The organism is Vibrio sp. ABG19 (genome assembly GCF_029962385.1).
In the GTDB taxonomy this organism is placed as follows: domain Bacteria; phylum Pseudomonadota; class Gammaproteobacteria; order Enterobacterales; family Vibrionaceae; genus Vibrio; species Vibrio ostreae.
On the sequence record NZ_CP071708.1, the window covers coordinates 71182 to 93816 of the forward strand.

The window sequence follows — 22635 nt, forward strand, 5'->3', positions numbered from 1 at the left end:
CTTTAACCCTCCGCTGAGCGCCCTTTCTGAGGAAACAATCCCCGGGGCTTTTTCTGAATAAAGAGAATGATGAACACCAGAACCAGGATCTTAGCCAGCACGGCTCCAGCCCAGGGTTCCAGCACCTTGTTGACAATACCCAGCGACATACCGGCCACCAGCGTGCCCCACAGATTGCCGACTCCGCCAAACACCACCACCATGAATGAATCAATAATGTACGACTGACCGAGATTCGGTCCAACGTTGGTCAACTGGCTCAGCGCCACGCCGGCAATACCGGCAATACCGGAGCCAAGGCCGAAGGTCATGGCGTCCACCCAGTCGGAGCGAACCCCCATGGCGCGCGCCATACTGCGGTTCTGCGACACGGCACGCACTTCAATCCCGAGCCGGGTATAGCGCAGCGCCATAAACAGCAGCGCAAATACTGCCAGGCAAAAGCCGATGATATAAAGCCGGTTTAACGTCAGGCTAAGCAGCGGGTTAATTTCAATCACACCCTGCATCCATTCCGGGGTGGCAACCGAACGGTTAAGCGGTGAGAAAATGGTGCGCACGGTCTGCTGCAGGATCAAACTGATGCCGAACGTGGCAAGCAGCGTTTCCAGCGGGCGGCCGTACAAGAAACGAATCACGCTGCGTTCAATTAAAATACCGACTGCACCGGCAACTAAAAATGCCAAAGGTATGGAAACAACCAGAGACCAGCCGATGTGATCCGGCATCAGTGTCTGCACCACATAAGTGGTGTAAGCGCCAAGCATCATTAGTTCACCGTGCGCCATGTTGATGACACCCATCACCCCAAAAGTAATGGCCAGACCAATCGCGGACAGCACCAGTACCGAGCCAAGGCTGAGACCAAAGAACAGTGTCTCCGACATCTCCGCGAGCGAAGCGCGTTGGGAGATCATACCGAGCGCCTTGTTAGCTTCACTGAGTAAGACATCAGAATGCGGTCCGGCGACAAAGCTGTTGAGAGCGATACGTGCTTGCGGCTGGTAACTGTCACCCAGCGTGCTGATTGCCGCGCTTTGGCGCGCGCTGTCACTGCTGTTTTTTAGATCGTAGATAGCCAGCGCAACGCTTAGCAGATCCTGCACTGTATCATCACCTTCAACCGTCAAACGCTGCTGCAGGCGCTGATACATCCCGGCGTCTAACGTGCCGAGCAGTTGTTTTATCGCCTCAGCGCGCACATCAGGGTCGCGATGGCTGAGATTGAGCGACGCCAGTTCAGAGCGCAGCAGGCCGCGCAACTGGTTATTGATCGCGATTTTGCGGATTGAGCGCGAGCTGACCGTTTCAGCCTGCGCTTGTTGCGGCGCAAACAACGCCACGATGTCTGATTTACTGCCCTGCTTATCACGCACAGTTACCAGGACATCGGTTTTTTTCTGTACATACAAATCGCCGTTGAGCAGCAGATTAAGAACCTGGTCGGCACGCTCATCGCCGCTTTGGGCAATCAGTCCGACGCCGCTTTCCACCTGCTCGAAGGTATTTTGTGCCAGCGCATCCAGACCTTGCTGAAAAGAGGCCGGCTCAGCGGCATAAATCCGGGTTGTCATTAACAGACCAACCAGAATAAAAATCATCGACACCAGACGAGATTTTTTAATGCTTAACATAGGGGTTCATCCATGAAGCGCAAATTTGGGGCGTTAGCGTCAATCGTTAACGCCCGCCACGGATTGCCCGCCCGGGATCAGAAATTCTGACCCGAGCATTTGCCGGTCTTGACGTTGTAGTTGCCGCACGACAGCGGCTGACGCCAGTCCGAGATCAGGTCTTTAGAGCCAGGCAGGTAATCAGACCACGCATCGCCGGCCACCAGTCCGGACGTTTTCCATACCGTCTGGAACTGACCGTCATCCTGGATCTCGCCAATCAGGACCGGTTTGGTGATGTGGTGATTCGGCATCATCGCCGAGTAACCACCAGACAGGTTCGGCACCGTGATACCAATCATGGCATCCTCGACTGCAGAGGGATCCGTGGTGCCAGCTTTCTTAACCGCTTCGACCCACATTTTGAAGCCGATATAGTGCGCTTCCATCGGGTCATTGGTGACGCGCTCGTCGTCTTTCACAAACTTGTGCCACTCTTCGATGAACTCGTCGTTGGCGTCCGACTCAACACTCATGAAATAGTTCCAGGCAGCCAGGTGGCCAACCAGTGGTTTGGTATCCATACCGGACAGCTCTTCTTCGCCGACAGAAAACGCCACCACAGGAATGTCTTCCGCTTTCACACCCTGATTAGCCAGTTCTTTGTAGAACGGGACATTCGCGTCGCCATTGATGGTCGATACCACGGCGGTTTTCTTACCGGCTGCACCAAATTTCTTAATATCCGAGACGATCGACTGCCAGTCAGAGTGGCCAAACGGGGTGTAGTTGATCATGATGTCCGCTGCAGCGACACCTTTGGATTTCAGGTAGGCTTCGAGAATTTTGTTGGTGGTACGCGGGTAGACGTAGTCAGTCCCCGCCAGTACCCAGCGTTGTACGCCCTGATCCATCAGGTAATCCACCGCAGGTATCGCCTGCTGATTTGGCGCCGCGCCGGTATAGAACACGTTTTTCGATGACTCTTCACCCTCATACTGAACCGGATAAAACAGCAGACTGTTGAGCTCTTCAAACACTGGCAGAACAGATTTGCGCGAGACCGAAGTCCAGCAACCAAACACCGCAGAGACCTTATCTTTTGATATCAGTTCGCGCGCCTTTTCGGCAAATAACGGCCAGTTAGACGCCGGGTCGACGACCACAGGCTCCAGCTTTTTACCCAATAAGCCGCCCTGTTTGTTCTGTTCATCAATCAGCATCAGCATAGTGTCTTTCAAAGTGGTTTCGCTGATTGCCATGGTGCCGGAGAGCGAGTGCAGAATACCGACTTTAATCGTCTCTTCCGCTAACGCCTGCATACTGGTCAACAATGAAGCAGCCAGTACAGCACTGGCGAGAACTTTCCTTTTCATGTTTTGTTTCCTTTGCGTCCGTTTCGGTTTTGGTCATCACGCTCCGGTTACGACTTCCTGGCATAAACCGGGCGACTGTGCACAGTATTGATGAATCACGTTTTTATGAATATGCGCAGTTCGTGCATCACACCTACGTCAAATGACGCATAGCGGCAATCCGCTTTCACGCTATACTGTGCGCTTGCATCCGGGCGCGCGTTTTTTGGATGGTCTTAAGTTGATGATGATTTTCAGGTGATCATGCACTCAAGCTTGTCAGACACTCTTATAGTGCTGGCTGACCCAAAGATTTCGCCGGCCCGGTGTCATCAACCGGCTCAGGAAGAGCCGGCAGCAGAAACACGGAATAGCAAGTCAGATCGAATGCATAAAGTCCTCAGGGCAAGGCGTCAATACAACAAACTGGTTGCCAACGAGATGTTGGAAGATTTCGCACTGCGTTTTACCGCCAAACGAGCGCGGAAATGGTCCGCTGGCTGGATTGCCAATACGGCACTTGGAATTGTTTCGTTTCTGGTACTGGAAGCGCTTGGCGGCGCTATCACACTCAACTATGGCGTGGTCAATTCGCTTTGGGCTATTGGCGCTGTCGCTTTACTGGTCATCGTAACCGGAATCCCCATTTGTTATTATGCAGCGAGATACGGTGTCGATATCGACCTGCTCAGTCGCGGCGCTGGTTTCGGCTATATCGGTTCGACCATAGCGTCACTGATTTATGCCTCATTCACCTTTATTTTCTTTGCGCTGGAAGCGGCCATCATGTCAATGGCGCTGGAACTGCTGTTCGGCATTCCGCTCTACATCGGCTATATCGTCAGTGCTGTCATCGTCATTCCTCTGGTGATCCTGGGCATCACTCACATTGGCCGCTTCCAGATGTGGTCGCAGCCATTATGGTTGCTGATGCAGGTGGTGCCGCTGTTTTATGTCTTCACCCACCCAGACGCCAATATCGAACGCTGGCTCTCTTTTGCCGGAGTCGATGATAATGGCGGTGGATTCGACTGGCTGCTGTTTGGCGCCGCATCGGCCGTACTGCTGTCGGTGGTGGCCCAGATTGGTGAACAGGTCGATTTTCTGCGCTTTTTGCCCCCGCAGGAGCAGTGCGGCAAAGGCAAATGGTGGCTGGCAATGCTGCTCGGCGGCCCGGGCTGGATGCTGTTCGGAGCCGCTAAGTTGATGCTGGGGAGTTTTCTCGCCTGGCTGGCGCTGTCAGCGGGTACACCGGCTGATTTAGCCGGCGATCCGGCCCACATGTATCAGACTGTTTTTTCCTATGTGACCGACAACCCCAAGCTGGCGCTGCTGACCGCGGGTATTTTCGTGGTCATCTCCCAGCTGAAAATCAATGTCGCCAATGCTTATGCCGGCTCTCTGGCCTGGTCGAATTTTTTCTCGCGTCTGACCCACAGTCATCCGGGCCGGGTGGTATGGATGGTGTTTAACGTCATGTTTGCCCTGCTGCTGATGGAGCTCGGGGTGTATCAGATGCTGGAAAAAACCCTGCAAATCTATTCGGTATTAGTGCTGGCCTGGATTGGCAGTATCGTCGCCGATCTGGTGATCAACAAGCCGCTGGGACTGAGCCCGAAAATCATCGAGTTCAAACGCGCCAAACTGTACGACATCAATCCGGTCGGTGTCGGTTCAATGTTGATCGCGTCTCTGGTCGGCATCGGTGCCCATCTTGATCTGTGCAATGACGTCATCAAGGCGTTCGCTTCTTACATCGCCTTTGGCCTGCCGTTTCTGACCGTGCCCCTAATCGCCCTGCTGACCCGCAGCCGCTATTATCTCGCTCCGACGCCTGCCACGCTGCGGCCGATTTCTGTTGGTGAAAACCGCTGTGTGGTGTGCGAGCACTCATTTGAACATGAAGACATCGCCTTTTGCCCCGCCTATCAGGGCCCCATCTGCTCACTGTGCTGTTCACTCGATGTCCGCTGTCACGATGCCTGCCGGCCGCAAGCGACGTTCTCGGCGCAAATTTCCGGCGCTCTGGCCAAAGTGCTCCCGCGCGCCTGGCTCAACGACCAAGCCTCATCACTGGGGCAGTTTCTGCTGGTGGTGTTCATTATGACCAGTGTCATCGGCGCCATCCTGTTACTGGCCTACACCCAGGTGCCGCTGCTGGAACAAACCCAGATGAACACTATCGCCAACGGGCTGATTAAAGCGTTTGTCCTGCTGCTGATCCCACTGGGCGTGATCAGTTGGCTGCTGGTGCTGGCGCGTAAAGGCAGCCACAGCGCGATTTCAGAGCTGCAGGATCACGCCGATTTGCTGCTGCGTGAAATCCGCGCCCACGAAAACACGTCACGTGAATTGGAGAAAGCCCGCCGGGTGGCCGAGCACGCTAACCAGGCCAAAAGTCGTTATCTGGCTGGTCTGAGCCACGAACTGCGTACCCCACTCAATGTGGTACTGGGCTACGCCCAACTGCTAAGCAATGATCAGGATCTCGACCATAAAAAACGCGGCTATGCCGAAATCCTGAAACGTAACGGTAAACATCTGGCCGATTTACTCGAAGGTCTGCTGGAAATATCCAAAATCGAAGCCGGCCGGCTCGAGCTGCACCGTGACGCGTTCAGCCTGCGTATGATGCTGAGCCAGATCAAAGAGATCTTCGATTTGCAGGCGTCACGTAAAGGACTCAAGTTTGAATTCATTATGTCGCAATACCTGCCGGAGTTTATCGTCGCCGACAAGCAGCGCCTGCGCCAAATCCTGATTAATCTGCTCAACAATGCGATTAAATACACCGCCAGCGGCACGGTCACGTTTAAGGTGATGTATCGCAATCAGGTGGCGCGTTTTATTGTCGAAGACACCGGCATCGGCATTTCAGCCGCCGATCAGGCGCTGATTTTTAAGCCCTTTGAACGCATTCACACCCCGCATACCATGGATATCAGCGGCACGGGGCTTGGCCTGACCATTTCCAATGCACTGGCCGAACTGATGGGCGGTGAGATTACCTGCCAGAGTGACGTCGACAAAGGCAGTACATTTACCCTGCGCCTGATGCTGTCGAGTGTTGCGAACCCTGATCTGGAGCCGGAAATTTACGATCAGCGTATCTGTGGTTATCATGGCCGCACCCGCACGATTCTGGTGGTGGATGACATTGATGACCAGCGCCAGTTAATCGCGAATCTGTTAACACCGCTTGGATTTAACGTCCTGCAGGCCAACGGCGCGCAGGCGGCACTGACGCTGGCAAAAAGCGAATCGGTCGATTTATTTATGCTCGACATCTTTATGCCCAACGTTGATGGCTGGCAACTGGCCGGTCATCTGCGCCACAGTGGTTACAAACAGCCTATCCTGATGCTGTCAGCCAACATTCGTGAACTGGAGCGACACCAGAAAAACCATCATCATAATGACTATCTGACCAAGCCGGTGTCGATGGCGCAACTGCTGGGTAAACTGAGCCAGTGGCTGGATATCGACTGGCAGATCGACTCCCAAACGGCACAGTCACCAGACGTATCCGCTCCCGACAGCATGCGTTTACCATCCGTGAAAACGATGAAAAAACTGAAAAACTATGCCGAAATCGGCTTTATGAGTGCATTTGGTGAAAAGCTGGAAGAGATAAAACAGCAACAGAGCGCCGGGGAAAGTTTTATCAGTCGAATGGAAGAACAGATGCAGCAATGCAATTTCGCCAAAATCAGTCAGCAACTGGAAGAGTGGATCAATGAGTACCATCATGCCGAATAACATAATTGTCCTGGTGGTCGATGACTCACCGGAATCACTGGGTATGCTCAACGCGACCCTCAATCAGGCCGGGCTGACGGTATTGGTGGCGTTAAACGGACTGCAAGCCCTGTCGATCGTGGAGCGCATTCAGCCGGATGTGATTCTGCTTGATGCCATCATGCCGGAGATGAACGGCTTTGATACCTGTCAGAAGCTGAAAGAACGTCTGCCGGCCACGCCGATCATTTTTATGACCGGACTGGATGACTCAGCCCACGTGCTGCGCGGATTTGAATCCGGTGGCGTCGATTACATTACCAAACCCGTGGTACCGGATGAAGTGTTGGCCCGCATTCGCGTTCACAGCCACAACGCCCGTCTGGCCCAGTCAGCGCAAGTTGCGCTCGACTACGCCGGTCAGTATATCTTCTGCGTCAATCAAAGAGGTGAACTCGAATGGGCCACCCCGCAGGCCCAGCAGCTGATCAGCGAGCTCAAAGGGGAGGTGGCCACAGTATGGGCCAAACTTCAGCCGCGCATTGCAACCTGGCTGGCCGATGAGCAGCGCCCTGCCCACCTGACATTGGATGAGTTCAGCCCGCCGCTTGATGCGCAGTATGCGGGTGACTATAACAACTTGCACCGGTTAATCCGCCTCTCTGAGCCCAAGCAAAAAGGCAATGAACAGGATCTGCAACATGCGTTGCAACTGACCAGACGCGAGTCTGAAGTCGCCTACTGGCTCTCCTTTGGCAAGACCAACTGGGAGATAGCGCAAATTCTTGCCATGAGCCCGCGCACCGTCAACAAACACCTCGAACAAGTGTACAAAAAACTCAGTGTGGATAATCGCACCGCCGCTGCCAGTATCTGCATCCGTGTCCTTGAAGGCCACGCCTCCTGACCCAAAAGGGTTAAATTTAAGGAAACATCATTTTGTGGCCTCAACCGGGCTTTCCACTGGCGCCAAGTTTAGCGGTACCACTTTGTAACCGGTTACAGAAACCGGTTACACTTTTGCTTTATCTGATCTAGAATGGCGGACAATGATCTACTATGAGTCCATCGCCCCAAAGGGCAAACCGGACAAAAATGACGATAGCAAAGAGGTGAAGAATGTCTCAGCAAGGTTTTCCTAAAGATTTCTTATGGGGCGGCGCGGTAGCGGCGCATCAGGTCGAGGGCGGCTGGAACCAGAATGGTAAGGGCGTCAGCGTGGTAGATGTTCTGACCCGCGGCGCGCATGAAGTGCCACGTGTGATTACCGATAGCGTAGAAGCCGGTCAGTTCTACCCTAACCACGAAGCGGTCGATTTCTACGGCCACTACAAACAAGATGTAGCCTTGTTTGCTGAAATGGGTTTCAAATGTTTTCGTACCTCGATTGCCTGGACGCGTATTTTCCCGAATGGTGACGAAGCGGCACCGAACGAAGCCGGTCTGCAGTTTTATGATGACCTGTTCGATGAACTGCTAAAATATGGCATTGAACCGGTCATCACGCTGTCTCACTTTGAGATGCCAAACCATCTGGTGAAGCAATATGGCAGCTGGATGAACCGTCAGGTGATGGATTTCTTTGTCAAGTTCAGCCAGACCGTGATGGAGCGTTATAAACACAAGGTGAAATACTGGATCACCTTTAACGAGATCAACAACCAGCGTAACTGGAAACTGCCAATCTGGGGGTACTGTAACTCAGGCATGATCTACGCCGAGCACGAAAATCCAGAACAAGCCCTGTATCAGGTACTGCACCACCAGTTCCTGGCCAGCGCCAAAGTGGTCAAACTTGGCCACAAGATCAATCCCGACTTCCAAATCGGTAGCATGATCCACATGATGCCACTTTACCCGGCAACCTGTCGTCCGCAAGATGTTCTGCTGGCACAGGAAATGATGCGTGAAAAATACCTGTTCAGTGATGTTCAGGTGCGCGGCTACTACCCAAGCTACCTGCTGAAAGAATGGCAACGCAAAGGTATCAATGTCGAGATGCAGCCTGGTGATGATGAGATTCTGCGTGCCGGTTGTGCCGATTACCTGGCTATCAGCTACTACATGACCAACATCGTATCCGCGCAAAAGGATGAAGAAGGCTCAAGCAGTTCTCTGTTCGAAGGCAGCCAGCTTAACCCTTATCTGCCGGCATCGGACTGGAGCTGGCAGATTGACCCGGACGGTCTGCGCTTTGCATTGTCCGAGCTGTATGAACGCTACCAAAAACCGATTTTTATTGTCGAAAACGGTCTGGGAGCGGTCGATCAGGTTGAAGCCGACGGCTCAGTCAATGACGATTATCGTATCGACTACCTTGGCGCGCACATTAACGCGGTGAAACAGGCCATCAGTTATGACGGTGTTGAAGTGATGGGCTACACCCCTTGGGGCTGCATCGACTGTGTTTCCTTCACTACCGGTGAATATAAAAAACGCTATGGATTCATCTACGTAGACCGTCACGATGACGGCAGCGGCAGCCTGACCCGTTCGAAGAAGAAGAGTTTCTTCTGGTACCAGAATGTGATTAGCACCAATGGCGAAGAGCTGTAATTCGCACCAATGAAGATAACTGTTTCAATCAGTTAGCGAAATTAGCTAAAATCCTCACTGGCCTGAGTATTACCTCAGTCCAGTGAGTGTAATCAAGGAGCAGTGATGGCAACAATCAATGACGTATGTAAGGCCGCTGGCGTTTCAAAAGCAACGGTTTCCCGGGTTCTCAATGGCAGTCAACTGGTCAAAGAGGCCACTCGCAATGCAGTAATGGCTGCCATCGAAGAGTTAGGTTACCAGCCCAATACCCTGGCTCAGGCTTTAGCCACCAATACGTCCAACGCCATCGGTCTGGTACTCCCTCAGTTTCAGAGCAGCTATTTCGGCAGCGTGCTCTATCATGCCGAACAGGGCGCGCAGCAAGCTGGCAAGAAATTGCTGGTCGTTAACAGCAAAGACGCCGCAGATGGCGAACGTGAAGCCGTTTTCACTCTGGCCAATCAGCGTTGTGACGCTATCATGCTTTACAGCCGTCACCTGAGTGAATCACAACTAAAACAGCTGCAACAGTCCGTCAAAGTACCACTGATTATCATCAATCGTCTGCTGAACGACGAGGGCATCTCCAGCTTTGGTCTGGATCAGGCGCAGCTCGCCACTCTGGCGATGCAGCATCTGATTGAGCTCGGCCACCAGCATATTGCTTGTATTACCTCACCACTCAACAGTGAAACCGGCCGCCGTCGCTACCGGGTCTATCAGCACATGTTGCAAGCCAACCAGTTACCTGCTCAGGAAAACTGGGTCGCAGAAGGTGAAAACACACTCGACAGCGGTTACCAGGCAGCTCAGCTCTTACTGGAACATGAGGTAAGTTTCACCGCCATTTTCGCCTGTAACGATGACATGGCAATCGGCGCGATCCGTGCCCTGCACGATCACGGTCTTGAGGTACCGCACGATATTTCCGTTATCGGCATCGATAATGAACCTGCGGCCGCTTACGCCATTCCCAGCCTCTCTACCGTCTCGCTGCCTATTTCCCGACTGACCCAAGATGCAGTGCAACTGGCGATTAACCTGGCCAACAAGCAGCCGATTGACAGTCAGCATCAGACTTATGGTGGTGAACTGGTGGTGCGTGAATCCAGCCGCAGCCGCAGCTGACCCCTCATGTTGTAAGTGCTTGAACAGATTTAAATGATAATTATTGCTATTGGCAAATATATAGCTAAGCTTAACATTGTACGCTGCTCTGGCTTTCGCCTCCCCAAGACAACATGACAGCCAGAGCGCCGACAACATCTCCTCCTGAAAGGCACAAGCCCAGTTAGCTTGCGCCTTTTTCTTTATTTGCAAAACAACCTTTTTTATTTGCCAGATATAAACAGTGAAGCTGCCTAGCTCCCTTTCTCCGGCAAATAACCTTTACCTAGCGCAAGCAATCTTTACGTTATCTGGCCAACAACTTTATTTGGCCAACAAAAAGGCAGCCAAATGGCAGCCTTACAAACCCGATTAGGCGGGCTTGGGTTTTATTGTCGTGCGCGTATTTTTAGCGTAATGCCGGAAACTTCTTCAGCAACGTTGCCATCAGCACCAGAGCCAGCAAGGCAAAGACAGCACCGACATAACCAATCATTTCCAGCGAACTAAAATGAATCACTTTAGCGCCAATCAAGGCACCAGCACCGATGCCGAGGTTAATAATGCCGGAGAACATCGACATAATCATGTCCGACGCCTGGGTATCAATGTTCAGCACTTTAACCTGCATTGCCAGGCACGCGACCATCAACGCCGTCCCCCAAACCACCAACAGCGCACTGATGCCCCACAGGTTGCCCACTGACCACATCAGCACAACCAGACAGAGCAGCAGTAAGAAGGTGTTACTCATCAATAACTTGGTGTTAGCACGCTCACCCCAGTAGCCAAAGATGATACTGCCGAGAATACCAGCACCACCAAACACCAGTAGTAACAAGGTGGTAAAGTTCTCACTTACCTGGCCGATCTGTTTCACGAAAGGTTCAATGTAGCTGTAGGCGGAATAGTGCGCCGTGAACAACAGGAAGATGAACAGGTACAAGCCCATCAGTTTTGGATTACGCAGCAGCTCAGGCAGTTTCTTCATTGAACCACTGAACAGGCTTGGCATCACTGGCAATAAACGCACCAGAGCAAGCAGAATCAGCAAAGCCACAATGCCGATAGCAGCAAAGGTCACCCGCCAGCCGAACCATTGGCCGATAATCCGTCCCAGAGGAACCCCCAGCACCATCGCCAGCGATGTCCCCGTCGCCAATACACTTAAAGCCAGCGTTTTCTTGCCCGCAGGAGCGACCCGAATCGCAATTGACGCGGTTATTGACCAGAAAACAGCGTGCGCAAATGCAATTCCTATCCGGCTGGCAACCAAGGTTTCAAAGTTCCAGGCAATAACGGAAAAGCCGTGGCTGACGATAAACAGGGTAAATACGCCAATCAGCAGTTTCTTACGCTCAATTCGGCTAGTCAGCATCATCATAGGTAATGACATTGAAGCCACAATCCAGGCATAGATGGTCAGCATCCAACCTGCCGACGCCACCGGCACATTCAGATCGCGGGCAATATCAGTCAGCAAACCGACCGGCACGAATTCTGTGGTGTTAAAAATAAAGGCACTAAAGCCCAGAGCAAAGACACGCAAATATTGATTGTGGCGCGAGTTTTTGCTCGCCGCCGAAACGGTGTGGGTCATACGCAATCAGATGTTTAACTAGAAGGACAAAAGAGTGACCATTGTCTCACTTTTGTTCACAATAAGGAAAGATTTTATACAACAATTTTTATACTGCTAACTTTTGCTGACATATTTCCCGCCCACCGATAATCACTTGAATTCACTGCGCGATCTCAAGCTGGCAATGTGTTACAAAAACAGTAAAGATCATTTGCCAGTCACGGCGGTTTAGACAACTATTGATACAGGTACTCTTAATACAGGCACTCTGCGTCATCCGGCATTTCGCCCGTTACAATCAAGTCCCATTTACCGACAAGGAATCCGGCACCCAGCATGACAAGTTATTTTATCCAGGCCTTTATCTATCTGATTGCAGCGGTGATTGCTGTTCCACTGGCAACAAGGTTCGGGCTTGGTTCCGTGCTCGGTTACCTGATCGCCGGAGTGGTGATTGGCCCGATTGTTGGCTTGGTGGGTGATGAAACCCAGGCTATTCAGCATTTTGCCGAATTTGGCGTGGTAATGATGCTGTTTCTGGTGGGGCTGGAACTGGAACCGCAACGCTTGTGGGCGATGCGTCACCGGTTACTGGGACTGGGCGGCTTACAGGTTGGGTTGACGGCCCTTGCGACGATGGCAGGCTGCCTGCTGTTTGATATTCCCTACACCATCGCACTGACCATTGGTCTGATTTTGTCGCTCTCTTCGACTGCGATTGTGCTGCAGACCTTCACCGAAAAACGCCTCAATCGTACCGAGGGCGGTCAGAATGCATTTTCTGTGTTGCTGTTCCAAGACATTGCCGTGATCCCGATGCTGGCCTTTATTCCTCTGCTCGCATTGCCGGAGCTGGTTGAACAGGCACAAAACGCCGCCAGCACAGCGGCTCAGCATGCGGAAGAGTTGCTAGTGATGACTCACTTACCCGGCTGGGCATATGGATTAATCATTACCGCCGCCATCGCGATTGTCGTTGTCGGAGGTCACTACCTGAGCCGGCCGCTGTTTCGTTTTGTCGCTAACGCCGGTGTGCGCGAAATTTTCACGGCGACCGCACTGATGCTGGTGATTGGTATTGCGATATTAATGAACCTGGTCGGTCTTTCCCCGGCGCTGGGCACCTTCCTCGCTGGCGTCGTGCTGGCCAACAGTGAATTTCGTCATGAACTGGAAGCCAACATTGAACCACTTAAAGGCCTGCTGCTCGGGTTATTCTTTATTACAGTCGGTGCAGGGATTAAGTTCGACCTGCTGTTCAGTCACTTTGTTGTCATCATGGGTGCCACTCTGGCCATCATGTTGCTTAAAGCCGTTGTGCTGTATCTGCTGGCGGTCATCTTCCGCATTCGTGGCAGCAATCGCTGGCTGTTCACCCTGAGCCTGGCGCAGGCCGGTGAATTTGGTTTTGTGCTGCTGAGCTTTACCGAGCAGCGCCACGTATTGCCTACCGAAATGGCTCAGGTCTTGTCGCTGGTGGTGACCTTGTCTATGTTCCTGACACCGGGGCTGTTTATCTTATTTGATAAAGTCATCATGCCGCGCTTTGAACAGCAAACCAATCCGCAACGTGAAGCTGATGTCATCGACGAACACGGCACCGTCATTATTGCCGGCAGCGGCCGCTTCGGTCAGATAGTCAACCGTCTTCTGGTTGCCAACGGGGTGAAAACCGTGGTCCTTGACCACCAGGCGTCACAGATAGACAACTTGCGTCAAATTAATACCCCCGCCTATTTTGGTGATGCGACCCGCCCGGGCCTGCTACACACAGCGGGAATCGAAGAAGCCACCATGTTAGTGGTGGCGATTGATAATCAGGAGAGCAGCGTCGAACTGGTTAAATATGTCAAACATGCCTACCCGCACGTCAAAGTGTTGGCACGGGCGTTTGACCGTGGCCACGGCTACCGCCTGCGTCAGGTCGGCGTTGATTTGGCGGTATCAGAAACCTACCATTCCGCACTGGAAGTCGGCGCTTCGGCCATGAAAGCGCTGGGCTTTCATCCCTATCTGGTTGAACAGCAGAAGAAGGTGTACAAAAAAGTCGAAGCCAGTCATTCAGATGGATTGTATCAAGCCTGGTTAAGTGAGGCCCAGGGCAAAGAGCGCGTGGACAATAACTACATTAAACTGTTTATCGAACTGGAGCAGCGCCTCAAAGAAGAAATGGCGTTTGAAAGTGCTGACAGTACTCATGAGTTTGATCGCGGCGCCAGTATGGAAGCCAAAGAAAACTGGCGTAACATGGGCTAGTTTGCTGCTTTCCTGACCAGTTCACTCTGCCGGCTGAGTTTTTTGAGATTCAGTACCCAAAACGGAATGTCGACTCACTCACAATTAAGCACACCGACGTTCCGCATCCTGCCTGTGCTCCCGACGGATAGGGCCGTGCGACCTGTCCGGCTCACGACTATTTCTGTGCACTGAATCACTTAAATCAACCGATAGCAGAACTGATTTCTGCTGGTGCATAAAAGGGAATAATTCAGTTTGATACATATCAACAAAGTTATTCGAAAAAATTGGCGATCATCAACAAGGTCTGTTAGCCAACAAGACTTTCGGCTGATGCTAAGTTAGAAAAAAATCACTGGGGATATCACTATGCAAGCACTGGTTAATTGGCTGGATTCACTGTTAGACAAAGACGACCTCGGCAAACTCATTCTTCGTGTCAGCTTTGGATTTATGTTTTTACTGCACGGTATCCACAAAATCTATGGCGGTACCGAATTTATTCAGGGGTTATTTGTGCAACATGGCCTGCCGGCGTTCTTCGCCTACGGGGTTTACCTCGGAGAAGTGATTGTACCGATCCTAATTATCATCGGATTGTTTACCCGCTTGTCTGCCATCATCTGGGTAGGCACCAGCCTGATGGTCATCTGGTTGATGCATGCAGACAACCTGTTTACCGTCAATAAAGTCGGCGCCTGGGCAGCGGAAGGCATCGGGGTTTATTTGTTCGCGGCACTGGCGATTATGCTGATTGGTCCGGGCAAATATGCACTGGAATCTCGCCGCCAGACGGCCTGAGTATCTCTGAGCCGGTTGCGGTTTGCTTGCCCGCAACATTGCAACTCGGCTCATCCCCACGCTTCTTACGACTTGTTCAGTCCTTCGCACTCACTAAAAGTCCCCCTCTTCTGAGCCACAGCGCATTAGGTTGCACATTGATTTTCCTTGCCCGATTCTGACTTAACCCCACAGCATACGGCCTATTAAAGCATCAGGTTGTGCTATGGTCAGATTTACGTCATAAAGCCGTGCGATGACTTGCTCCCTACAGTCCTGCCATCTTTAATAGCACCAGATGGGACGAAGCAGGACATCTTATGTTTAATAAATGGTTACTAATTGGAGCGGCAGTCATGCCGTTGGGTATGGCTCATGCCGACGTCGCTGTACGCCAGAGCGGAGTTAGCGTAGAAACCGACTGTCTGAACATTAAAGTCGACGGACTGAGTATCGGTGCCGGTGATTGTCGCCCAAGACGTGTTTACCGTGAAACCGTACGCGTTTACGAAGATCACGACCATCACAGACATCCGTCTCACTGGCAGCGTAAAAATAAGTGGAAACACGATAAACACTGGAAAAATGGTCAGGGTCACTGGAAAAAACGTGAAAAAGTCATTTACCAGGAAGAGTGGCGCTACGAAGACAGAGGCGGCAGACACCACCACTAACAATCATCTTATCGGCTAGGATTCATAAAGGTCACCCAGGTGGCCTTTACTTTTTACTCTTTATTTCTGCGGCCAGCCATTCTTTCAATCGTCCATGTTCAGCCATCGGCTGATTTATCTCGCATTCCACGCCTGCAGCCACAATTTTTAGCCTGCCGAAAAATAAATAAGCTAACTCGCTGATTTATTGAACCTCTGATTCACTCAATTTTGCCGCGTTGGACCAATGACCATCATATCGGCTCAGAATGCTTGATTTCATTGCGTTGCGCGCTAAATCGGTTGAAAATTTGGTTCGAAATCAGCGCTGTTTTATGTTCAAATAGTGGCCTTCGCGTGATCTACTCGACTTATTAAACATAAAACTATTAACGATAGACCAGCGCCCCTTGCTTTAAGGGATAAAAAACCCAATAAATGGGGAATGAGGCAGAAACGTGCTTTTAATGAATTCTTGATTCACCGCAATACACCTTATTCCCTGCCAGATTAGTTTTAGCTTTATTAACAAAGCACCATTCAAAGGATCCATAATTATGTCTGACCTAACGACGAGCATTGACTCTATCCAACCTGTTGCCGAAGCGACTGGCTCCTCTATCTGGGGTTATGTCATCGGCGGTATCGTCCTGGTCCTAGCCGCGGGCTACTTCGGTTACAAAAAAATCAACCAACCTGCTTTTGTTGTCAAACAACTGCGCAAACGCAACCGTAAAGAAATGCAAAAGCAAGGCGTAGAGAGCGCAGAATCCATGGCTGACCTGGATCTGCTGCTGGACTCAGTGCAAAACTACGCGATTGAGAACAAAATGACCGGCACTAAGATGGTTCAGTTGCTGGCGCCGATGAACGATAAATCAAAAGTAAAATCGGGCACTGACTTCTATCACGCCATGGCTTACATTGCGAAAAACATCAATGACACTCAACTGGCTCGTAACTTCCAGAATAAATCGAAACAAGTGAAATCCAGCTCTCCTCTGATGGCAGGTCTGCTGAAACGCGCCGGCGTTTAATTTCTCCTGACGGATTCCCGTTTTAATAGCCCGCATTCGCGGGCTATGTTTTTATTTCAGCACGACAAGCCCTTGTACTCCAGACAACCTCTCATTTTGACCTCTGCATCCAATAAACAGTGGCATTTTCGCCTGGCAAGCCTTACTTTCAATCCTATAATCGCCGCGCTGGGTCTATCATCGCTCTGCGCGCCTCATCCACATCTTCGTTTTCGAAACACAGTCATTCATAATGTCAGCGAAAGGATACGTATGACCAGCCTTGTGCAACGCCTCAAAAGCCCCTCAGGAAACTTCTTGGCCACTCTCTGCCTATTGGCACTGCCGCCACTATTCTGGGCCGGTAATTTTATTGTCGGACGCTCTGTGCGTGGTGATATTCCGCCTTTAACGCTTTCCTTTGATCGCTGGGTGATTGCCAGCCTGGTGCTGCTGCCATTTACTTACGCTATATTACGTCGCGAGTGTCGTCTGTACTGGCAATATCGCTACCGTATCCTGCTCGCTTCGATCACTGGCGTGGCGGCATTTAACTCACTGATCTATGTGGGCTTGCAAACGACAACCGCCAGCAACGCCCTGATCCTAAACTCCTTCATTCCATTACTCATCAGCCTGTTCGGTTCACTGTTTTTCAAACTGCACCTCAAGCGCTCACAATGGCTGGGCATGGCAGTGTCGTTTAGCGGAGTGCTGCTGATTCTCACCCGTGGCGACTGGCAGATCCTCCGCTCACTGAGCTTTAATCATGGTGATCTGGTGGTCTTCCTGGCGATGGTCAGCTGGGCTGTATATACCCTGGTGATCCAGAGAATGCCAAAAGAAATGAACCGGTTAGGGCTGATGTCAGTACAGATGTTTGTCGGACTGCTGGTGGTTATGCCATTTTACGCTGCCGAAGTGTATTCAGGTGCCAGCCCGATCTGGAACAGTCACACTCTGCTGGCTCTGGCCTATGTAGGCATCGTGCCCTCTGTGCTGGCTTACCTGCTTTATACCGCCAGCGTCGAGCGTTTAGGACCGGCCAAGGCTGGTTTGTCGATTCATCTCATCCCGGCGTTTGGTGTTCTGCTCTCAATTGGCCTGTTGGGTGAGAGTTTGCATTGGTATCAGTTGACCGGAGTGGCACTGATATTCATCGGAATTCTGCGAAGCTAATCCGACCTTGAACTTGTTCCGCGCTCAGGAAGCCGTGCTGGCAACCACCAGGCGGTTTTTCCCCTGATCTTTGGCCTGATAAAGTGCCCGGTCGGCCTGGAGTAACATGGCTTCGATCGTGGTGCCATTATCCGGATAAACTGCGGCGCCGATACTGATCCCTATGCATACTTGCAGCTCACCAATCTTCATCGGCATGCCGATCCTATCAATAATCTGCTGGGATTTTAGAAAATCATGATCTTCAGAATCAGACAGGATTGCGACAAATTCGTCCCCACCAAGCCGGGCAACAATATCACTCGATCGCAGGCAGCCGAACAATCTCTGGCCGACCATTTTCAATACGCCATCGCCAGTAGTATGACCATAGGTATCATTGACCGTTTTAAAACCGTCAAGATCCATATAGTACAGGGTAAAGCTGCGCCCCTTTTGGCGGGCAACGTCAAGATGTTCATACGCCAGTTCATAGAAATGACGCCGGTTGGCGAGGCCGGTTAATTCATCACGGGTCGCCAACCGACGCTCCATCTCAGCCACTTGTTGGCGACGTATGACTTCCTGCTGCAAGTGTTCCGTGGCATCAATTACAGCTTTCTCTACATAGACTTTATGTCCGAGTATCCGCAGCAGAGCCACGGCGATTAAACCCGTTGAAAGCAGCAGATAGGTCCAGTACCAGGAAGAGAGAATAAAAGACGAATGTTGCATCCCCCCCTGGCGCCCGCCGTACATAGAGAGTGTCCAGGTGCTGTTATTAAGGTGCAACTTATTTTGCAACAGCGGCGCCTGCCCGGGCGGATCTTCGCCCAGAATGCGTTGGTCCAGATACCCGACCGGATTCACCGCCCTGATCGACAATATAAATTCATCAGTAAAACGTTTGAGTATGGGCGAGCTGAGTAACGCGTCCATATCGATTAATACTGTCGCAAATCCCCAGAATGTTTGCTTCTGGCGCCCTTCTCCACTGGAGATATAAATTGGCGCTCGGGCTATCAGACCATACCCACCTTGGATCAAGCGCAGAGGGCCATCTACAATCGGCCGGCGGGTGGTAATCGCTTTCATCACTCCCTCTTTACGTCTTGGATCTTGCAGCAGATTATGTCCGATAGCATTCTGATTACGTTCAAGGTCCGTAACATAGGTTACGACTCCCTCAGGCGCCAGCTGCAGACTGCTGACAAAGTCTGATTTAGCCAGCACGCGCTCGGCGAACAGGGTAAACTCTTGTGCGCTAAAATCGGGGCGTGCTATGACGAATGCTTCCAGGCTGTCAGTGAGTCGTAACTCGTTATCCAACATGGCTTGCAGAGTAATGACCAACCCTTGTAAACGCTGTTTGTACAGATACAACTGGTCTTGCTTCTGTCTTTCCTGCTCGACATAACGCACAGCAAAACCGACGGTGAGCCACACTATACAGGTGAGGACAATAATCGTGACGTGCAGCGGGTTGATTCGGAAAATCGAATGACGTAACGAGTATTTATCCGAAAAAATGCCCCGGTATAAAAAATAGGTCGCCATAAAGCGGAACAGATGACCGATTGCATTCACGTCACCATAGACGGAGATGTATTGAGTAAAACAGAGTTCCGCCAATATGGTCAGGGCAAAAAAGAGAATCAGATGTGGCACGTGCACAGATTGCAGGGTTTTACGTTTCAACCACACCGCAAGCCAGGCGACTGCCGTCAGACCAATCACCACGTACTCACTGTATATTTTAAATGGCGTCAGGCCACTCCCCTCCACAAAGGTATCGGGAAATACCATCAGCGGGTAAATCGCCAGAATCCCCGCAGCAGAAACTGCGATCAGAGCGCGAATATACGCGGTTTGATGACGACATTGAAAAGGACAGACAAAGACAATCAGCAAGCCAATCGCTTCAACTAAGCGGCCTAACGTCCAGAACTGAGTCGGTGGATTAGGGCCGAGATTACCGGACAAAAAGGCCCCTTTATAGGTCAGCATGTGCGCCAGGTCGATAAAGGCCACACACATGAATACCGTACTCAGCAATCTCAGATAGCGGGTTTCTTCGGTTGCCTTAGCTTTAAATCCGGCCAGGGCAATTAAGCCGGAAACCAGAATTGTAAATAATTCGACGAAGGCATGAAAGGTCATAAAATCTTGTCGGGACAAGATCCACAACAGACAGACTACCAGCCCTAAAATCAACAGATAGGAGGATCTGATAAAAATCGACTTTACGGCGTATTCATGACGGTCCAAAGATGCCTTCCCTATTCGACAAAAAATGTCGCCCGTTACAAAATGAGTGTGGTATTAACCTGACAGCGATTCAAAATATTAAAAAATAAAACCATGATGAATTGCATTGTGGGAAGGAAATAATAGCAGCCACTTATTCTTGGTATTCATCAGATTCCATAGTAACTGTATTGTCAAAAACAGGTCAATTATCTGCTCACAAAAATGTTGCATACCTCAGTTAGGCACTGCAACAACCAAAGATATTACATCCCTGATATTCACTCCGTCTTTATTTAAAAATAGAGTGTTTTTGAGACACAAAAAAATCAAACCAGGTCGCACGTTAATAAAGCCGCGCCATTAATCCTCTGTTTTTACAAAATAAAAAGGCCACCAATTAATGGGTGGCCAGTGAAAAATCGGGAATCTGCTAAATGAATTAATTGATGCGTACAATTCTCGTATCAACGACAGAACTGTCTTCAACCATATCAGCGCTGGTGTAGGGTGTTTCACTATCCGGATAGCGTGTACGCAGATATTCCGCGAACGCATCCTGCTCAGTACCGCTCTCGGCAAAATCGGCCAAACCGGTATCTGCGCTCATATTACCTTGCAGATACTGCATGTTCTGACAATAGCTGTTGCCCTGCCCGTCAACAGCTTGCGTACAAGGGAATGGATAGCCATCGCCCCCCTCACCAAGATAGCTTAAGGTTACTACGCTAAATGAGCGGCTGCTGTCCCCCTGCATCACACCAGCAGACACCACTACATCATCGTACACACCATCGCCAGTAGTATCGACCGCCAGTTCGGTAATGCGCTGGCCTGACTCCCCGGCCCCGGTATCCAAAGCTGGCTGGGTCGGATCAAAACTAAAACGCATCCCAGCAATCTGCGGGAAACGGCCACCCGCGTTACCGGTCGGATCATCCGGATCAATATCAGCCACCGTATGCTCGAGGATCTGCTTTAGCTCAGCCGCCGACACATCGAGAATACCCAAGGCGTTATTGAAGGCCAACGTAGTCTGCAGATCATACTGCGAAATATCGCCCTCTGCTTTACCGGCCGCCGGATAAGCAGCAGGTGGATAATACTTCAGGTCATCGGCATTGGTCGAACCTGCCGGATAAGCCGAGTAACCGATTGGTGCGCGGATCCCGCCGCCATTTTTGATAGAAATCTGTACGCCGGCATCTTCTAACTTGGCATACCACAAGTTCGCATCGGCAGTCAGATCGCCCAGGTTAGTTTCATTGGAGCGCACATCGGCACGCCGGCCATTCAGATACACAGTCGTATGGCCGAGAATGTTACTTTCATCTGCGACAATCACATTGTTGACCGCCGTGACGATCGCATCAACCTCTGCATTATTACTGCCGCCCAGCTCACTCACCATAGCATCATCACTGATATAGGCACCGCTTTCCTCGGCGTTGATAGTCCCGGTCAGTAAATCACCGTTTTCATCAAAACCAACCACCAAACGCCCCAGATACTTGTAGTCACCATCGACGTTCACTACAGCAACATCTTTGCCGTCGGCATCTTTGTAAAGCAATGGATAGGTACCAATCGCACTGTCACCGGCCCAGAGACGGTCGTTGCTGTCAGCCAGTAAGGTATTGGAGCCACCGGCGACGATAACATCGACATCCTTCAGTAATGTTGCCAACTGTTGCTCCAGCGTAATTGTCTGCATGTGAGCCAGTACGATGACTTTGTTTATCCCGCTGGCGGTCAGGGCATCGACTTTTTCCTGAATTAACGTCGCCAGCTCCGTTGTGGAATCATTCGCGGGTAATACCGTGATATCACCGGTACTGGTAATCACTTCATTGGTTGGCGTGGTTGCGCCCACGATAGCAATCCGTTCACCATTCACAGTGATCACCGTGCTTGACGTCAGACTATTGGGAACATCATCTGCGACTTGCCCGTCAGCAACCACCAGCGGCGCGGTATTCGCGTCATCAGCAAAGATCATGTTACTGCTCAGATAAGGGAAGCGGGCTCCCGGGTAATCCATACTGTAAGAGCCGGTGGCCGTCTCGGCAGAAATAATAGCAGCGAACTCAGCGGTACCGCCATCCAGATCATGGTTTCCGACCGCAGAAGCCTGCAGACCCATGGCATTGAGCATGGCAATATCCGCGCGTCCGACACCAGGAACCCCGATCCCATTCACCGTCGCCATCGTCTCATTGTCACCGGCCTGATAGCGTGAACCGGGAATATAGTTATCACCCGAGCTGAGGAACAAAGTGTTGTGCGGATATTGCGCGGTCAGTGAACTGACATTGCTGGCAAAATTACCGGCATTCGCCAGGGTCAATGCATTCGAGCCATCCATATCTGACACATGCAGCAGCTGCAGGGTAAACGCGGCTTGTGAATCATTGCTGTCATTGTCATTACAGCCTACCAGTGCCAGCGCTATTGCACTTGCCACAAGAGAGTGCGACCAAAAGCGTTTGTTAAGCTTAGGGGTTTTCATTTATGTCTCCGAGACCTGTCTAACGTTGATATTGAGTGTCCATACGCGAAAAACCGACGATGAAACAAGTCACAAGACTGGCAACGAATCATGAACGTGAT

The 22635-nt window shown here is 51.2% G+C and carries 14 protein-coding genes; 9 read left to right on the forward strand and 5 right to left on the reverse strand.

The window, feature by feature from the left end:
- Positions 1-2 precede the first annotated feature (2 nt).
- Positions 3-1634: an urea ABC transporter permease subunit UrtB gene (urtB, locus tag J0X00_RS06430; protein WP_282477716.1), complete on the reverse strand. Its 1632-nt coding sequence runs from the start codon at positions 1632-1634 to the stop codon at positions 3-5.
- A 77-nt stretch (positions 1635-1711) separates the two neighbouring features.
- Entirely contained in the window at positions 1712-2989 is a 1278-nt protein-coding gene (urtA, locus tag J0X00_RS06435; protein WP_218562925.1) for an urea ABC transporter substrate-binding protein, read from the reverse strand.
- A gap of 366 nt (positions 2990-3355) precedes the next feature.
- Here urtA and J0X00_RS06440 point away from each other — a divergent pair, with 366 nt between their 5' ends.
- The 4 genes from J0X00_RS06440 to J0X00_RS06455 all read left to right on the forward strand — a co-directional run bounded on the left by J0X00_RS06440 (position 3356) and on the right by J0X00_RS06455 (position 10372).
- Entirely contained in the window at positions 3356-6727 is a 3372-nt protein-coding gene (locus J0X00_RS06440; protein ID WP_282477717.1) for an ATP-binding protein, read from the forward strand.
- Positions 6717-7613, forward strand: coding sequence for a DNA-binding response regulator (locus J0X00_RS06445; protein ID WP_282477718.1), 897 nt, complete (start codon positions 6717-6719; stop codon positions 7611-7613). The genes J0X00_RS06440 and J0X00_RS06445 overlap by 11 nt, the downstream gene beginning before the upstream one ends.
- A gap of 212 nt (positions 7614-7825) precedes the next feature.
- Complete coding sequence (locus J0X00_RS06450; RefSeq protein ID WP_282477719.1) at positions 7826-9262, forward strand: 6-phospho-beta-glucosidase; 1437 nt, start codon at positions 7826-7828, stop codon at positions 9260-9262.
- A gap of 105 nt (positions 9263-9367) precedes the next feature.
- Positions 9368-10372: a LacI family DNA-binding transcriptional regulator gene (locus J0X00_RS06455; protein WP_136483074.1), complete on the forward strand. Its 1005-nt coding sequence runs from the start codon at positions 9368-9370 to the stop codon at positions 10370-10372.
- 388 nt (positions 10373-10760) lie between these two features.
- Here J0X00_RS06455 and J0X00_RS06460 read toward each other — a convergent pair whose 3' ends face one another.
- Positions 10761-11951 carry a sugar transporter gene (locus J0X00_RS06460; protein ID WP_136483072.1) on the reverse strand — a complete coding sequence of 397 codons (1191 nt, stop codon included), beginning with the start codon at positions 11949-11951 and terminating at the stop codon, positions 10761-10763.
- A gap of 318 nt (positions 11952-12269) precedes the next feature.
- Between J0X00_RS06460 and J0X00_RS06465 the strand changes: the two genes are divergently transcribed.
- The 5 genes from J0X00_RS06465 (at position 12270) to J0X00_RS06485 (ending at position 17799) form a co-directional block, all read left to right on the forward strand.
- Entirely contained in the window at positions 12270-14189 is a 1920-nt protein-coding gene (locus tag J0X00_RS06465) for a monovalent cation:proton antiporter-2 (CPA2) family protein (protein WP_282477720.1), read from the forward strand.
- A 351-nt stretch (positions 14190-14540) separates the two neighbouring features.
- Entirely contained in the window at positions 14541-14972 is a 432-nt protein-coding gene (locus J0X00_RS06470; RefSeq protein ID WP_136483068.1) for a DoxX family protein, read from the forward strand.
- A gap of 299 nt (positions 14973-15271) precedes the next feature.
- Positions 15272-15625 carry a hypothetical protein gene (locus J0X00_RS06475; RefSeq protein ID WP_136483066.1) on the forward strand — a complete coding sequence of 118 codons (354 nt, stop codon included), beginning with the start codon at positions 15272-15274 and terminating at the stop codon, positions 15623-15625.
- A 536-nt stretch (positions 15626-16161) separates the two neighbouring features.
- On the forward strand, positions 16162-16641 hold the full coding sequence (locus J0X00_RS06480; RefSeq protein WP_136483064.1) for an LPXTG cell wall anchor domain-containing protein: 480 nt from the start codon (positions 16162-16164) through the stop codon (positions 16639-16641).
- A 297-nt stretch (positions 16642-16938) separates the two neighbouring features.
- Positions 16939-17799, forward strand: coding sequence for a DMT family transporter (locus J0X00_RS06485; protein ID WP_282477721.1), 861 nt, complete (start codon positions 16939-16941; stop codon positions 17797-17799).
- A gap of 24 nt (positions 17800-17823) precedes the next feature.
- Here J0X00_RS06485 and J0X00_RS06490 read toward each other — a convergent pair whose 3' ends face one another.
- Together J0X00_RS06490 and J0X00_RS06495 are read right to left on the reverse strand one after the other, a co-directional pair.
- The gene (locus J0X00_RS06490; protein WP_282477722.1) at positions 17824-20046 is read right to left on the reverse strand and encodes a sensor domain-containing diguanylate cyclase; all 2223 of its coding nucleotides are present in this window, start codon (positions 20044-20046) and stop codon (positions 17824-17826) included.
- A 421-nt stretch (positions 20047-20467) separates the two neighbouring features.
- On the reverse strand, positions 20468-22534 hold the full coding sequence (locus tag J0X00_RS06495; RefSeq protein ID WP_282477723.1) for a bifunctional metallophosphatase/5'-nucleotidase: 2067 nt from the start codon (positions 22532-22534) through the stop codon (positions 20468-20470).
- Positions 22535-22635: the final 101 nt, after the last annotated feature.

Bases quoted from the DNA above. Each gene is read 5' to 3' on its own strand.
- J0X00_RS06470 (WP_136483068.1), top strand. From the start codon at position 14,541: ATGCAAGCACTGGTTAATTGGCTGGATTCACTGTTAGACAAAGACGAC.
- J0X00_RS06450 (WP_282477719.1), top strand. From the start codon at position 7,826: ATGTCTCAGCAAGGTTTTCCTAAAGATTTCTTATGGGGCGGCGCGGTA.
- J0X00_RS06455 (WP_136483074.1), top strand. From the start codon at position 9,368: ATGGCAACAATCAATGACGTATGTAAGGCCGCTGGCGTTTCAAAAGCA.
- urtB (WP_282477716.1), bottom strand. From the start codon at position 1,634: ATGTTAAGCATTAAAAAATCTCGTCTGGTGTCGATGATTTTTATTCTG.
- urtA (WP_218562925.1), bottom strand. From the start codon at position 2,989: ATGAAAAGGAAAGTTCTCGCCAGTGCTGTACTGGCTGCTTCATTGTTG.
- J0X00_RS06495 (WP_282477723.1), bottom strand. From the start codon at position 22,534: ATGAAAACCCCTAAGCTTAACAAACGCTTTTGGTCGCACTCTCTTGTG.
- J0X00_RS06465 (WP_282477720.1), top strand. From the start codon at position 12,270: ATGACAAGTTATTTTATCCAGGCCTTTATCTATCTGATTGCAGCGGTG.
- J0X00_RS06475 (WP_136483066.1), top strand. From the start codon at position 15,272: ATGTTTAATAAATGGTTACTAATTGGAGCGGCAGTCATGCCGTTGGGT.
- J0X00_RS06445 (WP_282477718.1), top strand. From the start codon at position 6,717: ATGCCGAATAACATAATTGTCCTGGTGGTCGATGACTCACCGGAATCA.
- J0X00_RS06480 (WP_136483064.1), top strand. From the start codon at position 16,162: ATGTCTGACCTAACGACGAGCATTGACTCTATCCAACCTGTTGCCGAA.
- J0X00_RS06440 (WP_282477717.1), top strand. From the start codon at position 3,356: ATGCATAAAGTCCTCAGGGCAAGGCGTCAATACAACAAACTGGTTGCC.
- J0X00_RS06460 (WP_136483072.1), bottom strand. From the start codon at position 11,951: ATGACCCACACCGTTTCGGCGGCGAGCAAAAACTCGCGCCACAATCAA.